At 72.6% G+C, this 14,372-nt stretch carries 14 protein-coding genes; 4 read left to right on the top strand and 10 right to left on the bottom strand.

What is annotated here, in order from left to right; translation table 11 throughout:
- Nucleotides 1-12: 12 nt before the first annotated feature.
- The 3 genes from DEJ09_RS00070 to DEJ09_RS00060 are packed head-to-tail and all read left to right on the top strand — an operon-like array spanning nt 13 to nt 2,561.
- Entirely contained in the window at nt 13-1,257 is a 1,245-nt protein-coding gene (locus tag DEJ09_RS00070; protein WP_181433207.1) for a glycosyltransferase family 87 protein, read from the top strand.
- 5 nt (nt 1,258-1,262) lie between these two features.
- Entirely contained in the window at nt 1,263-2,315 is a 1,053-nt protein-coding gene (gene moaA / locus DEJ09_RS00065; protein WP_111032935.1) for a GTP 3',8-cyclase MoaA, read from the top strand.
- Between the two features lie 3 nt (nt 2,316-2,318).
- Nucleotides 2,319-2,561 carry a MoaD/ThiS family protein gene (locus DEJ09_RS00060; RefSeq protein ID WP_111087248.1) on the top strand — a complete coding sequence of 81 codons (243 nt, stop codon included), beginning with the start codon at nt 2,319-2,321 and terminating at the stop codon, nt 2,559-2,561.
- Here DEJ09_RS00060 and DEJ09_RS00055 read toward each other — a convergent pair.
- Genes DEJ09_RS00055 through DEJ09_RS00030 form a run of 6 tightly spaced genes read right to left on the bottom strand, consistent with a single transcriptional unit; the run spans nt 2,536 to nt 7,968 of the window.
- Nucleotides 2,536-3,777: a calcium:proton antiporter gene (locus tag DEJ09_RS00055; RefSeq protein WP_258373737.1), complete on the bottom strand. Its 1,242-nt coding sequence runs from the start codon at nt 3,775-3,777 to the stop codon at nt 2,536-2,538. The genes DEJ09_RS00060 and DEJ09_RS00055 overlap by 26 nt on opposite strands.
- A gap of 12 nt (nt 3,778-3,789) precedes the next feature.
- Complete coding sequence (locus DEJ09_RS00050) at nt 3,790-4,830, bottom strand: ABC transporter ATP-binding protein (protein WP_258373736.1); 1,041 nt, start codon at nt 4,828-4,830, stop codon at nt 3,790-3,792.
- Nucleotides 4,827-5,627, bottom strand: a complete 801-nt coding sequence (locus DEJ09_RS00045; RefSeq protein WP_111087247.1) for an ABC transporter permease — start codon at nt 5,625-5,627, stop codon at nt 4,827-4,829. The genes DEJ09_RS00050 and DEJ09_RS00045 overlap by 4 nt, the downstream gene beginning before the upstream one ends.
- Before the next feature lie 3 nt (nt 5,628-5,630).
- Nucleotides 5,631-6,437: a molybdate ABC transporter substrate-binding protein gene (gene modA, locus DEJ09_RS00040; RefSeq protein ID WP_111087246.1), complete on the bottom strand. Its 807-nt coding sequence runs from the start codon at nt 6,435-6,437 to the stop codon at nt 5,631-5,633.
- A complete protein-coding gene (locus DEJ09_RS00035; protein WP_111087245.1) occupies nt 6,434-6,850 on the bottom strand; it encodes a molybdopterin-binding protein in 417 nt (138 codons plus the stop codon). Before DEJ09_RS00035 ends, modA begins: the two co-directional genes overlap by 4 nt.
- Nucleotides 6,851-6,909: 59 nt before the next feature.
- A complete protein-coding gene (locus DEJ09_RS00030; RefSeq protein WP_181433206.1) occupies nt 6,910-7,968 on the bottom strand; it encodes a ThiF family adenylyltransferase in 1,059 nt (352 codons plus the stop codon).
- A 95-nt stretch (nt 7,969-8,063) separates the two neighbouring features.
- On the opposite strand from DEJ09_RS00030, the gene DEJ09_RS00025 reads away from it, so the two are divergent.
- Nucleotides 8,064-9,716, top strand: coding sequence for a glycosyltransferase family 39 protein (locus tag DEJ09_RS00025; RefSeq protein WP_111087243.1), 1,653 nt, complete (start codon nt 8,064-8,066; stop codon nt 9,714-9,716).
- 63 nt (nt 9,717-9,779) lie between these two features.
- On the opposite strand, the gene DEJ09_RS00020 is transcribed toward DEJ09_RS00025, so the two are convergent.
- The 4 genes from DEJ09_RS00020 to DEJ09_RS00005 form a co-directional block, all read right to left on the bottom strand.
- A complete protein-coding gene (locus DEJ09_RS00020; protein ID WP_111087242.1) occupies nt 9,780-10,712 on the bottom strand; it encodes a 4-(cytidine 5'-diphospho)-2-C-methyl-D-erythritol kinase in 933 nt (310 codons plus the stop codon).
- A 9-nt stretch (nt 10,713-10,721) separates the two neighbouring features.
- Nucleotides 10,722-12,041 (bottom strand): O-acetylhomoserine aminocarboxypropyltransferase/cysteine synthase family protein, encoded by a 1,320-nt coding sequence (locus DEJ09_RS00015; RefSeq protein ID WP_110864074.1) that lies wholly within the window; start codon nt 12,039-12,041, stop codon nt 10,722-10,724.
- Complete coding sequence (locus DEJ09_RS00010) at nt 12,041-13,081, bottom strand: LLM class flavin-dependent oxidoreductase (protein ID WP_071406522.1); 1,041 nt, start codon at nt 13,079-13,081, stop codon at nt 12,041-12,043. Before DEJ09_RS00010 ends, DEJ09_RS00015 begins: the two co-directional genes overlap by 1 nt.
- A 147-nt stretch (nt 13,082-13,228) precedes the next feature.
- The gene (locus DEJ09_RS00005) at nt 13,229-14,227 is read right to left on the bottom strand and encodes a RimK family alpha-L-glutamate ligase (RefSeq protein ID WP_111087241.1); all 999 of its coding nucleotides are present in this window, start codon (nt 14,225-14,227) and stop codon (nt 13,229-13,231) included.
- Nucleotides 14,228-14,372 lie beyond the last annotated feature (145 nt).

The following is a 14,372-nucleotide window of genomic DNA, read 5'->3' as shown; positions in this document are numbered from 1 at the left end:
TGGACCGTCTTCGTGATCGCCGTGCTCGCGGTGCGTTTCGTGCCCGTCCGGTGGATGACCACCATGGTCATCGGCGGAGCGGTGGTGATCGGCATCGCCGCGCTGGTCGGCCCGCCGAACACGAGCACCGACTCCGCCCGGTACGCGTGGGACGGCATCGTCCAGCATGCCGGTGTCTCACCGTACGCGCACACCCCCCAGTCCGCGGCACTGTCCGGTCTCCGACCCGACTGGTTGTTCCCCGACAAGGTGGACGGCACGTGCGATCCATTGAAGCCCCGGTTCCGCGGGCTCGGCGACGGCGCGGACGGGCACTGCACCGCGATCAACCGGCCGGACGTCACGACGATCTACCCGCCGATGGCGCAGCTGTGGTTCGCAGCGGTGCGGTTCTTCGTGCCGGCGACCGCGCAGTACCTGCCGTTCCAGGTCGCCGGGCTGCTCGTCTCGCTCGGCGTGACCGTCGGGCTCGTCCTGGTGCTCCGCCGGATCGGCCGGCCGACCTGGTGGGCGGCGCTCTGGGCCTGGTCGCCGCTCGTCGCGTCCGAGGCGGTCACCAACTCGCACGTCGACGTCGTCGGCGCCGCACTCGCCACGGCCGGTGTCGTGCTCGTCGCGTTCGGCCGGCCGATCTGGGGCGGGATCGCGCTCGGGGCCGCGACCGCGACGAAGCTCATCCCGGCGATCGTGTACCCACCGTTGCTCGGCCGCGGGCGGGCGTGGTGGGCGATCCCGATCGGCATCGCGGTGTTCGGGTTGCTCTACGTGCCCTACGTGCTGACGACCGGGCTCGACGTGCTCGGGTACCTGCCCGGCTACCTGAGCGAGGAGGGCTACGAGGACGGCTCCCGGTTCGCGCTGGTGTCGCTCGTGGTCAAGGGCGACGCGGCGACCCTGGTGGTGGGGCTCCTGGTGCTGCTGGCGGCGTTCGTGGCGTGGCGGTTGTCCGACCCGGCGCGGCCGTGGTCGGGCGAGGTCCTGATGATCGGCGTGACGTTCCTCGCCGTGACGCCGCGCTACCCCTGGTACGCGCTGCTGCTCATCCCGTTCGTGGTGCTGTCCGGGCGGTGGGAGTGGTTGTCGATCGGCCTCGCCATCGCGTTGCGCGGGGTGTGGCCGTCGGCGGACGCCTACCGGTGGTGGTTGCTCGCGGCCGTGGCGGTCATCGTGGTCGTCACGCTCCTGCGCACGGAGCGGTCGGAGTGGCGACGGTGGTGGGAGCGGCTGACGTTCCGGCGCGTGGAACACGTACGCTGACGACCATGGCACCCGCGATCCTGCTCGGCACGACCGGCTCCGTGGACCCGGCTCCCGCCGGGCTCGTCGACCGCTTCGGGCGTCGCGCCGTCGACCTGCGGGTGTCGCTGACCGAGCGCTGCAACCTCCGCTGCACCTACTGCATGCCCGCGGCCGGACTGCCGTTCGCCCCCGACGAGGCCCTGATGACGGCGACCGAGATCGAGCGGCTGGTCCGGATCGGCTCGTCGCGGTTCGGCGTCCGCAAGGTCCGGTTCACCGGCGGGGAGCCCATGCTCCGGCACGACCTGGTCGACGTGATCGCCCGGTGCGCCGCGCTGCCCGACGCCCCGGAGCTGTCGCTCACCACGAACGCGATCGGCCTCGCCCACCGTGCTCAGGGCCTGTACGACGCGGGGCTGCGGCGCGTGAACGTGTCGCTCGACACCGTCGACCCCGACGTCTTCACCACCGTGACCCGCCGGCCGTTCCTCGACAAGGTGATCGCCGGGCTGTCGGCCGCGCACGACGCCGGACTCGACATCAAGGTGAACGCGGTGCTGCTGCGCGGCATCAACGACGAGGCCGCCCCGGAACTCCTCCGCTGGTGCCTGGAGCGTGGCTACGAGCTGCGGTTCATCGAGCAGATGCCCCTCGACCCCGACCACGCCTGGGACCGCACCTCGATGATCACCGCCGCCGAGACCCGCGCGCTGCTGGCGACGTCGTTCGTGCTCACGCCGGACGACGCCCCGCGCGACGGCGCCCCGGCCGAGCGGTACCGCGTGCACGACGCCGTCACCGGGGAGCCGCTCGGCACCGTCGGGATCATCGCGAGCATCACCGAGTCGTTCTGCGCCGACTGCACCCGCACCCGGCTGACCGCCGACGGGCACGTGCGCAGCTGCCTGTTCTCCGACGAGGAGACCGACGTGCTGGGGCCGATGCGCTCCGGGGCGGACGACGACCAGGTCGCCGAGCTCTGGCGGCTCGCGATGTGGGCGAAGCCGCGCGACCACGGTGACGACAGCGACGAGCTCGTGCACCCGACGCGCGGCATGAGTGCGATCGGCGGCTGAGGCATGACCACAATCCGGTTCTTCGCCGCTGCCCGGGCTGCCGTGGGTGTCGACTCGCTGACCACGTCGGGCCCCACCATCGAGGCGGCCCTCGGCGCGATCGACGTCGTGGCGGACCCTGCGCGTTGGGGTGCGTTGCAGGAGCGTTGCTCGTACCTGGTCGACGGCGTGACCACGCGCGACCGGGCGACCTCGCTCGACGAGGTCGAGGTCGTCGACGTCATGCCGCCCTTCGCCGGGGGCTGAGTTCGGGGGCTGAGTTCGGCGGCTGAGCGGTAGTACGCCCGTTCCTTCCCAGAACTCCCGCGATACCTGGCGTTTTCGGGCATACCTGATGCGAACTTCCGACCAGGTACGCCCGATCCGACCCGGTACGCCCGGAACGACCAGGTACGCCCGATTCGACCCCGTGCCCGCCCTGCAGCCGCGTGGCACGACCGGGCAGCACGGTGAGCACCGCCGCGACGATCGTCAGCGCGAGCAACACGATCTGCGACGGCCCGAGCCCGAGCAGCAGCGTCCCCGGCATGAACAGCGACGCGACCGCGATCGACGGGATCGTCAGACCGATCGACGCCATCGCGGACCCCATCGCCAGGTTCAGGCTCGTCTGGATCCGGTTCCGTGCGGCGGCCTTCGACGCGGCGATGCCCTCCGGCAGCAGGATGAGCAGCGCGATCACGACACCGACGAACGACGGCGGGAACCCGACCGCGGCGACCCCGGCCTCGATCGCGGGCGACTCCACCTTGGCCAGCCCGACCACGGCGACGAGCGCGACGACGAGCAGCCCGAGCGACACCATCGTGGTGCGACCGGACGGGCGTGCGGCGTGGGCGTCCTCGGACTCGACGAGCACCCCGCCGGCACGGTTGACCGGCAGGAAGAAGTCGCGGTGCGCCACGGTCTGCGTGACGACGAACAGCCCGTAGAGCACGAGTGACGCGATCGCGACGAACACGAGCTGCGTGCCGGTGAAGGACGCGTCGTCGGTGCCGGTGGTGAAGGTCGGCAGCACCAGGGTCAGCACGGCGAGCGCGGCCACCGTCATGGTCGCGGCGCTCGCGCCCTCCTGGTTGAAGCGCACGGTGTTGTGCCGCAGGGTGCCGATCAGGATCGCGAGGCCGACCAGCCCGTTCATCGTGATCATCACCGCCGAGAACACCGTGTCGCGCGCCAGGGTCTCGGCCTGCGCACCGCCCGAGCTCGACAGCGAGATGATGAGCGCGACCTCGATGATCGTCACGGCGACGGCCAGCACGAGCGAGCCGAAGGGTTCCCCCACGCGGTGCGCCACGACCTCGGCGTGGTGGACAGCGGCGAGCACCGTGACCGCGAGCACGACGGCGACGATGACCACCACGGCGGTGCCGAGCCCGTAGCGGCCGTACGAGAACGCGAGCACGACGGCCGCCAGGATCGGCGTGGCCACGGGCCACACCTTGGGGAACCAGGAGGTCATCCGACCATTGTCTCAACCACGGGGCGCGTAGACCGCCACCTCGGCTGCGGGGACGTCGATGCGCACCGCGTCGCCGGGGGCGATCCCGAGCGCGGTCAGCCGCGCGAGCGTCAGGTCCGCCACCAGGTCACCGGCCCGCACCCGCACCAGTCCGTCGCGCGGTTCGAGCGACGAGACGGTGCGCGCGGCTCCGGCACCGTCCCGCGTCAGCACGGCGGCCGTCGGGTGGAAGGCGGCCAGGGCGGGCCGGCCGGGAGGCACGGCGTGCGCCCCCGACGCCAGCTCGCCCCCGCCGTCGATCGCGATCCCGCCCCCGGTGGCGGTCCCGTGCACCAGCGCGAGTCCGGAGAACGTCGCGGCGAACGCACTCGTCGGACGGCCGAGGACGGCAGCGGGGGTGCCCTGCTCGACCACCCGTCCGCCCTCGAGCACGACGACGCGGTCGGCCAGTGCGACGACCTCGACCGGGTCGTGCGTGACGAGCACCGCGGGCCGGCCGGCGACAGCGGTCCGGAGTGCCGCGCGGACCTCGTCCTGCGCGCCGACGTCGAGCGCCGAGGTCGGTTCGTCGAGCAGCAGCACCGCCGGGTCGGTGGCGAGCGCGCGGGCGATCGCGACGCGTTGCGCCTGTCCACCGGAGAGCGTGCGTGGGTCGCGGGTGGCCAGGTCGGCGACCCCGACGGCGTCGAGCGCGTCGCGGGCGAGCTGCCGGGCCGCGGCGCGACCGGCTCCGGCCGCACGGGGCCCGAAGGCGACGTTCCCGACGACGTCGAGGAACGGGAACAGGTCGGACCGCTGCGCGACGAGTCCGGCCCGACGACGGTGCGTGGGGACGGCGTGCCGTGGGCTCGAGACCTGCACCCCGTCGAGTTCGATCCGTCCGGCGTCGATCGGCAGCAGCCCGGCCAGGGCCTCGAGCACCGTCGACTTGCCCGCACCGTTCGGCCCGATGACGGCCAGGCACTCCCCCGCGCGGACCTCGATCGCGACGTCGACGTCCCGCGACCCGACGACGACGTGCGCCCGGACGCCCACCGCACCCTCGGCCGTCACGCCAGGGCTCCGCGGGTGCGGAACGACGAGGCGCCGATGACGACGACGGCCACCACGACGAGCACGACCGCCAGGGCCACCGCAGTGTCCGGGTCGACCTCGCGCTGCAGGTAGACCTCGAGCGGCAGGGTCCGGGTGACCCCCTGCAGGCTGCCGGCGAAGGTCAGGGTGGCCCCGAACTCGCCGAGGGCCCGGGCGAAGCAGAGGACGAGCCCCGAGACGATGCCGGGCAGGACCCGCGGCGTCGTGACGGTCAGGAAGGTCCGGGTGGGTCCGGCGCCCAGGGTCGCGGCGACCCGTTCGTAGCGGTCACCCTCGACACGGAGCGCGCCCTCGACCGAGGACACCAGGAACGGCATCGCGACGAAGGTCTGCGCGATGACCACCGCCGTGGTGGTGAACGCGATGTGCAGGCCGTGGTCGTCGAGGAACGCCCCGACCACCCCGAGCCGACCGAAGGCCGCGAGCAGCGCGAGGCCGCCGACCACCGGCGGCAGCACGAGCGGCAGGAGCACGACGGCACGTGCGACGCCGACCCAGCGCGACCGTGACCGCGCGAACAGCACGGCGAGCGGGTACCCGAGGACGAACGCGACGCCCGTGGCGGCGAGCGCCGTGCCGAGGCTGAGCCCGAGCGCGTTCAGTGACGCCGTGGAGGTCACGAGCCCGACGAACGACGACCAGTCCACCCGGCCGAGCATCGCGAGCACCGGCACGACGACGAACAGCCCGCCGAGCACCGCGGGCAGCGGGAGCCACCATGCGACCGGCGGCCGTCCGTCAGCGCGGGGAGCCACGGGTCAGGGCTTCCCGAAGCCCGCGTCGGCGAGCACGCGCTGCCCGGCGGCGGAGCGGACGTACTCCGAGAACGCCTGCGCGAGCTCCGGGTCCTCGGATTCCCGGAGCACGCCGATCGGGTACGTGTTGACGGCCTTGCCCGACTCGTCGAACGGGACGCCGTCGACCTTCCCGCCGGCTCCTCGGACGTCCGTCACGTAGACGAGTCCGGCGTCGGCCTGCCCGGACTCGACCTTGCCGAGCACGTCGGTGACGGACTGCTCCTCGCTGACCGGCTCGAGATCGACGCCCGATGCGGACTCGACCTTCGCCGTCGCGGCACCGCACGGCACCGGGGCGGCGCACGTGACGAGCTGGACGCCCGGAGCCGTCAGGTCGTCGAGGTCCGTGATGCCCTTCGGGTTGCCCGGTGCGACGGCGATCTCGAGGACGTTCGTCGCGAAGTCCCGCGGCGAACCGCTCGCCAGGTCGGTCGACGACAGCTTCGCCATGTTCGCTTGGTCGGCGGACGCGAACACGTCGGCGGGGGCACCGTTCTGGATCTGGGTGACGAGGTCGCTCGAGCCGGCGAACGAGAACCGGATCGAGGCACCGGGGTTCGCGGTCTCGAACTGCTTGCCGAGCGTGGTGAACGTCTTCTGGAGGGACGCCGCCGCGAACACGGTGATCGACCCCGACACCTCGGTGTCCGCGCTCGACGACGAGGACGGCGACGACCCCGCCGGAGCGTCGGCGGTGGAACACGCCGACAGGCCGAGCGTCGCCACGACGGCGAAGGGCACGAGCAGCGAGCGGGAACGACGGATCATCGGGGGTCCTCCTGGTGGGCGGGTGCCTCGACCGCGACCATCGTGGCCTTCACGGACGCCACCGCGACGGATCCGACCTCGAGCCCCAGGTCATGGACGGCCTCGGCACTCATCAGGGACACCACGCGGTGCGGGCCGCACTGCAGCTCGACCTGCGCCATCACGGTGTCGACGACCAGGTCGGTGACGATCCCGACGAAGCGGTTGCGCGCCGAGCTCTTCACCGCGGACGCCGGGTCGGTCAGCTCGGAACTGCGTTCCCGTGCGTAGGCAGCTACCTCGCGACCGTCGACCACGGCTCGCCCCGCGTCGTCCGTGGCACGGGTGAAGGTGCCGGCGTCGACGAGCCGACGAACAGTGTCGTCACTGATCCCGAGGAAGGCCGCAGCGTCCCGTACCCGCAGTTGCGTCATGATCCACCGATCCTATCCGCGGATGCGGCGGCAGGGGCGGTGGAGGTGACCAGGCTGGGTCAGGACCGGTGCTCGATCGCCACGGGCAGCCCCTCGCGACGCCAGGCCTCGAAGCCGCCGTCGAGGACCGTCACGCGCCTCCCGGCCGGTTGCCGCGCCGCCCACGCGTCCGCACGGGGTCCGCGTGCGCAGTAGACGACGACCTCGTCCGCACCGGTGTCGTCGGTGACGGCACCGGCGACCACGCCGGCCGCGCGTTCCTCGTCGGTCCGGACGTCGACGACGACCAGCGGGTCCGACGGGTCCGCCACCCTGGCGGCCAGGGCGGACGGCGCGATGCGCGGCGTCGCGGAGGCACCAGCAGCAGGTGCCGGTCGACGCGAGGCGGGTCCGCGACGGACGGGGCTCTCCGTCCAGCGCCACCGGCGGGCGTCGACGGTCAGCACGCGTCCGAGCAGCGGGTCGCCGCTGCCGGTGACCAACGCGAAGACCTGTCCCGCCATCACCGCACCGACCGCACCGCACAGGGCGGGGACCACGCCGTCGAGGGCACACGAGCCCTCGTCGGGCAGGGCGTCGGGGTGCAGGTCGTGGAAGTCGACGCCGTCCGGCCCGGCGTCGCGGAAGACGCTGACCTGCCCGTCGTGGCCGAGCACGGTCCCCCACACGAACGGCACGCCCGCTGCGGCGCAGGCGTCCGAGACGGCCCGGGTGACCACGACCGAGTCGGCGGCGTCGACCACGACGTCGTGTCCGGCGACCAGGTCCGGCGTGAACGATCCGACCACGGCGACCGCGTCGAGTTCCGGGTCGGCGGCGACGGCCCGGGCGACCGCGACCTGCGCCTTCGGCGAGCCGACGTCCGCGGCGGTGAAGAGCGTCTGCCTGGCCAGGTTCGAGGCGTCGACCACGTCGGGGTCGACCACCGTGAGCCGACCGATCCCGGCGAGGTACGCGACCACCGGCGCCCCGAGCCCGCCGGCCCCGACGACGAGGATGCGCGATGTGGCCAGGCGTCGCAGCCCGGTGACCCCGACGTCGGCGAGCGCGGCGGTCCGCGATCCGAGCTGCGTCCGCCCCGGGGAGAGCGCGGTGGCGGGGGCGACGAGGGGTTCCATCCCGTCATTCTGGCCCGTCGCACCGAACTCCTGCATGTGAGAGTTCAGCGCCCGGACGCGGCGGATCCCCAGAGCAGATCGGTACGGTCGCGGGCGTGAGTTCCCCGCGCACCGGTACCGTCCCGGTCCGACGCACGACGTCGGACGCGTCGGTGCGCGCGCGCTCGCTGGGGCTCGTCGTGGCGGCTGTCCGAGCCCTCGCACGGACCCCCGAGATCACCGTCGGCGCGCTCGGCGTCGTCGTCGCAGCGGCCTTCAGCTGGGTGCCGTCGGTCTGGTACGACGAGGCCGCGACCATCGCGAGCGCACAGCGCAGCTGGCCGGCGCTCTGGGCCGAACTGCAGAACGTCGACGCCGTCCACGGCCTGTACTACGCCGTGATGCACGTCTGGTTCACGCTCGTCGGGTACTCGCCGTTCACGCTCCGGTTCCCGAGCGCGCTGGCCATCGGGGTCTCCGCCGGCCTCGTCGTCGCGCTCGGCCGTCGTCTCGGCGGGGTGCGGCTCGGCGTCGTCTCCGGGATCGTGTTCCTGGTCCTGCCGCGCGTCGCCTGGGCCGGCACCGAGGGGCGCCCGTACGCCACCGTCACGACCTTCGCCGTCGCGCTGACCCTCGTGGGGATCACCGCGGTCCGGCGCACCCGGACCGGGCACCACGCGACCCGGTGGTGGGTCGTCTACGGCCTGCTCGCCGTGGTGGCCGTGCTGTTCAACGTCTACCTGGCCCTGGCCGTCGTCGCGCACGGGGTCGTGCTCCTCTGGACCGCCGTCGCCGACCGTGCAGCACGTCGCGACGCCGTGCTCTCGCAGCGCAGCGGTCCGGTGGTCGCGCCGATGGTCGACCGCGCCGCGTTCGTGCGCTGGGGCGTCGCCGCCGTCGGGGCCGCGCTCGTGGTGTCGCCGTTCATCGTCCTCGCCGCAGGGCAGGCCAAGCAGGTCGGATGGATCACCGGCGTCGGGTGGGCCACCGTGCGCCAGGTCGTCGCGACCGCCTGGTTCGGTGCCGTCTGGCCGTACGCGGTGCTCGGGTGGGCGCTGATGATCGTCGGCGTCGTGCTCGCCGTCCGGGCAACCCGACGCCCCTCCCCCGCCGCCCGTGACCTGCTGCGGATGCAGGCCGTGCGCGTCGCCGTCCCCCTGACGATCCTGCCCACCGCACTGCTCGTCGGCGCGACCGCGGCCGGGGAGCACCTGTACTCCCCGAAGTACGCCAGCCTGAGCCTGCCGTTCGTCGCGCTGCTCATCGGCCTGGCGATCACGGCGATCCGACCCCGGCGGTGGCTGGCGCTCGCGGTCGTCGGGATGCTGCTCGTGTCGGCACCGACGAGCACGATCGTCCGGCTGCCTCACGCGAAGCAGGACTCGCACTGGGCGAACGCGGCGGCGATCATCGAGCGCGAGCGGGACCGGCGCACCGACCAGAACGAGGGCGTCGTCTTCGGCAGCGTCTGGGAGCACCCGGGCACCACCGCGCAGGTCATCGCCGACTCCTACCCCGAGGCCTTCACCGGGATGCGCGACCTCGCCGTCGCCGAGACCGGTGCCGAACGCGGGCAGCTCTGGAACGTCAACGGGGACATCGCGACGACGGTGCCCCAGCGGATCTCCGGCATCGACACCGTGTGGTTCGTCGGCGGCAAGTCACGGAACCTCCGCCCGCAGGTCACCGACACGCTCGTGGCCGAGGGGTTCCACGTCGTGCGCTACTGGCACACCGGCACGGTCATCCTCTGGAAGTACAGCCGCTGACGGTGGCGGTCCAACCGCTGACGGTGGCGGTCCAACCGACGACGGCTGTGCCGGGGCCTCGGGTCAGTGCACCACGCGCGCGCCGTGCACCGGACCGGTGGCCCGGAGTGCGACGAGGCCGGCGGCGCTGAGCTCGACCTGCAGTTCGAGCGCCGCATCACGGTCGCCCACCAGGAACGCCACGGTCGGGCCGCTGCCGGACACCAGGCCGGCCAGGGCACCGGACTTCTCACCGAGCTCCAGTGTCGCCGCGAGCCGGGGCTGCAGCCGCATCGCCGGTGCCTGCAGGTCGTTGTGCACGCAGTCGGCGAGCAGGTCGGGGTCGCCCGCGCGCAGGGCCTGCAGCACGTTGGCCTCGACCACGGGGTGCGACGGCGCCGGCGAGATGTCGGCGCGGTACCGCTCCCGGTGCTCGTCGAGCGCACGGTAGACGGCGGGGGTGCTCAGCCCGTCGTCGCTCAGGGCGAGGACCCAGTGGAACTCGCCCTTGGCCAGCGCCGGGCTCAGCTCGTCACCGCGGCCGGTACCAACGGCGGTGCCGCCGGCGAAGGCGAACGGCACGTCGGCGCCGAGCTGCGCTGCGAGCCGGAGCAGCTCCTCGCGACCGAGCGCGGTGCCCCAGAGCGTGTCGACGGCGAGCAGGGTCGCCGCGGCGTCCGCGGAGCCACCGCCCATGCCGCCGGCGACGGGCACCTGCTTGTCGATGGTCAGCCGCACGCCGCCGCGGTGTCCGGCCGCGTCGGCCACGAGCCGGGCCGCACGGATGGCGAGATTCGACTCGTCGACCGGCACAGTGCTCGTGTCGATCGGCCCGGTGAAGGCGACCGAGAAGTCGTCGGCGGCCTCGGCGGTGACGTCCTCGTACAGGGACACCGCCTGGTACGCCGTGGCGACGTCGTGGTAGCCGTCGTCCTGCAGCGCCCCGACGGACAGGAACACGTTGATCTTGCCGGGGGCGCGCGTCCGCACGCGGGTCGGTGCGGCCAACGTGGTCATGCGCCCAACCTATCCCGCTGCGGCTGCCGTGAACCCCCGCGCCAGGTCCGCGGTGATGTCGTCGATGTGCTCGAGGCCGATCGACAGGCGGATGAGGCCGTCCCCCACCCCGGCGGCCGCTCGCTCGGCCGAGGTCATCTGCACGTGGGTGGTCGATGCCGGGTGTACGACGAGCGAGCGGACGTCACCGAGGTTCGAGACGTGGTCGAACAGCTCGAGCGCCGCCACGAACCGGCGACCCGCGGCGACACCGCCGGCCAGGTCGAACGACAGCACGGCCGACGGCCCCTTCGGCACGTAGCGCTGCTGCAGGTGGTGCCACGGCGAGTCCGGCAGGCCGGCGTAGTGCACGTGCTCGACCTGCTCGTGTGCGTCGAGCCAGCTCGCCACGGTGGCGGCGTTCGACACGTGCCGGTCCATGCGGAGCGACAGCGTCTGGATGCCCTGCAGCACCAGGAACGCGTTGAACGGTGCGATCGCGGGCCCGAGGTCGGCGGACAGCTTCGAGCGGGTGCGCTGGATGAACGCCCGTCGCCCGAACTTCTCGGCGAAGTTCGTGTTCGCGAACCCGGACTGCTCGGTCGAGGCCAGCTGCGGGTAGGCGTCGGCGTGCGCGGCCCAGTCGAAGTTCCCGCTGTCGACGATGAGCCCGGCGATTGCGCTGCCGTGTCCGGCCAGGTACTTCGTCGCCGAGTGCACGACGATGTCGGCGCCGTGCTCGATCGGGCGCACCAGGTACGGCGTCGCGATGGTGTTGTCGACGATGAGCGGCACACCGGCCTCGTGTGCGACCCCGGCCACCCCGGCGAAGTCCAGGACGTCCCCGCGGGGGTTCGGGATGGACTCGCCGAAGAACGCCTTCGTCTCCGGACGCACCGCCGCCGCCCACTCGGACAGGTCGGTCGGGTCCTGCACGAACGTGAAGGTGATGCCGAGGTCCCGCAGGGTCGACGCGAACAGCGTATAGGTCGCGCCGTACAGCGAGGCGCTCGACACCACGTGGTCACCGGCGCGTGCGACACCGAGCACGGCCAGCGACGTCGCCGCCTGCCCGGACGCCAGCGCCAGCGCACCGATCCCGCCCTCGAGGTCGGCGATCCGGCGCTCGAGGGCTGCCGCCGACGGGTTGTTCACCCGCGTGTAGGTGTGGCCGGGAGCGTCGAGCATGAAGCGCGCGGCCGCGTCCTCGCCCGACGGGTAGACGTACGCGGCGCTCTGCGCGATCGGCGGCACGTTCGCGCCCCACCCCGGGTCGGCCTTGAAGCCGGCGCGGATCTGGCGGGTCTCGAACGCCCAGCCGTCCTCGGCGTTGGTCGGCGTGGCACCCATCAGGACTGCGCCCCGACCGACTGCCGGACGAGCGGGATGACCTGCTCGCCGAACCGGTCCATCTCCTCGAGCTGCGGCGAGAACTGCAGCAGGAGCGTGTCGACCCCGGCGTCCTCGAACTCCCGGATGCGGTCGGCCACCTGCGACGGCGTGCCCACGAACCCGGGGCGCAGGCCGCGGTTCGACACCGAGTAGTCCTCGAGCGAGGGCACGTGCTCGAGCTGCGACTTCGAGATGAAGTCCTGGTACGACTCGTACGCCTTGCCGTGCTGCACGTCGGTGATCCGGGCGAGCTCGGCCTGCGCCTCTTCCTCGGTCTCGCGCACGATGACGTACGCGGCCATGCCGAACGCCTCGAACGGCGGCAGACCGGCGTCGACGCGGCGCTGCTTCATCTCGTCGATCTTCGCGCGGAGCTCCTCGACCGTGCCGCCGTGCGTGACGTAGGCGTCGGCGTACCCGGTGATCGCAGCCTTGCCGGCCTCGCTCTCCCCACCGGCGTAGATGCGCGGCGTCACGCGGGGCTTCGGCTCGAGGTGCGCGTTCTCGATGTCGTAGTACTCGCCCGAGAACGAGTACGGGGTCTCGCGCCACAGGCCCTTCATGACCTCGACGAACTCCGCGGTGCGCTTGTACCGGTCGTCGTGCTCCGAGAAGATCCCGCCGTACTGCTTCGCCTCCTCCGCCCACCAGGCGCTCACGACGTTGAAGGTGAACCGGCCGCACGAGATGTCGTCGATCGTCGCCGCCTGCTTCGCCGTCACCGCGGGCAGGTGGTACCCGGGACGCATCGCCGCCATGATCTCCAGGCGCTCGGTCGTCGCCGCGATGGCCGCCGCGAGCGACCACGCCTCGAGCGAGGGCGCCGCCGTGCCCTTGATGTCGTTGAGGTTGAGCTCCGGCACGAGCGTCAGGTCGAAGCCGATCCGCTCGGCGCGCTGCGCCAGGCGCTTCACGTAGTCGAAGGTGACCGGCATGTTCTCGTTGTCGACGTTGCGCAGCCAGCCGCCGAAGAGCGGGGTCCAGTATCCGAATCGCACGTTGGTTCCTTGGGGGTGTGGGAAAGGCGGACGGGCGGGAGCCGCTGGTTGACGACGCGAAGCGTTGTGCGGGTCGCGCTGCCGGAGCCAGCGGAGGCAGTCGTGGCGGGCCCGCCACGGGCCTCCAGTCCGGTGGTTCTTGCGTTCTCAGGCCGTGAGCTGCGCCGCGTACTCCGCTGCCAGCAGGCCACCGAGGTACTTCGCGATGGAGCGCGGGCCGGAGGCCGGCGCGGACTCCTCGACCGCGGGGTTGTAGTTCGTGTTCGTGTTGATGTCGTAGACGACGGTGCGGCCGTCCGTCGTCTCCATGAACTCGACGCCCGCGATGGTGATGCGCTGGTCGGCGAGGATCGTGCGGAGCTGCTGGACCAGCGGGTGCTCGGCGGTGATCTCGGTCCGGACGGCGAACGCCGGGGGCGCGCCGACGGTCTCGGTGCCGGGCACGTCGCAGACGGCACCCGCGATGACCTGCGGCACCTCGCACGCGTCGGCGGGGCAGAGCTCGAAGCTGCCGGCGCTGGTGTCGACGCGGACGGCGTACACGAACTCGCCGCCGACGAACTCGACGCGGGTGATGAAGGGCTCGCGGGCCGTCAGGTACTCCTGCAGCAGGGTGATGCCGTCGACCGGGGCCTCGAACTCGGGGCTGTCGACGTAGGCGTCGAACTCGGCGAGCGAGTCGAACCGCCGGACGCCCAGGCCCTTGCCGCCCTGGTTGTGCTTCGTGATGAAGGGGACGTCCTGCCCGTCGGTGAAGGTGCGGGCGGCGTCCTTGAGCGTCGTCGTGCCGAACACGGCGGTCGTGCGCGGCACGTCGAACCCGGCCTGCTGCAGGAGCCCGTGCTGGGCGACCTTCGACACCTCGAGCTCGAGCACGTGGCTGCCGCCGACGACCTGGCGGCCGGCACGCTCGAGCCAGCCGAGGATCGCCCGGGTGTACTCCTTGCTGTGCTCGTGGCCGCGGGTGTGGGAGCTTGCGGACATGCGGCTCCAGTAGACGCCGGGGGCCGGCTCGGCCGCGAGGTCGATCTGCCCCTCGGTCAGCAGGATCTCCTCGACCGGGACGCCCTCGGCCTCGAAGGCGGCGGCGAGCGGGGGGAACCACTCGGGGTTCTCGTGGATGACGTACACGCGCGGAGTGCTCACGCCCCCACCCTAGGCACGGTATACCGCACGTGCCCAAGTGTGTGACGTGGCGTTGCTTCTCGGGGGCGGGAGTGTGCGGGGCGCGGGGCGCGGGGCGGGGGCGGGCTGGCGGCGGGGGCGGGCGTGTCGCACGATGCGCGCTTGT

The sequence above is a fragment of the Curtobacterium sp. MCLR17_055 genome (genome assembly GCF_003234305.1).
Classification (GTDB): Bacteria; Actinomycetota; Actinomycetes; order Actinomycetales; family Microbacteriaceae; genus Curtobacterium; species Curtobacterium flaccumfaciens.
This window is presented reverse-complemented; position numbering and strand designations above follow the sequence as displayed.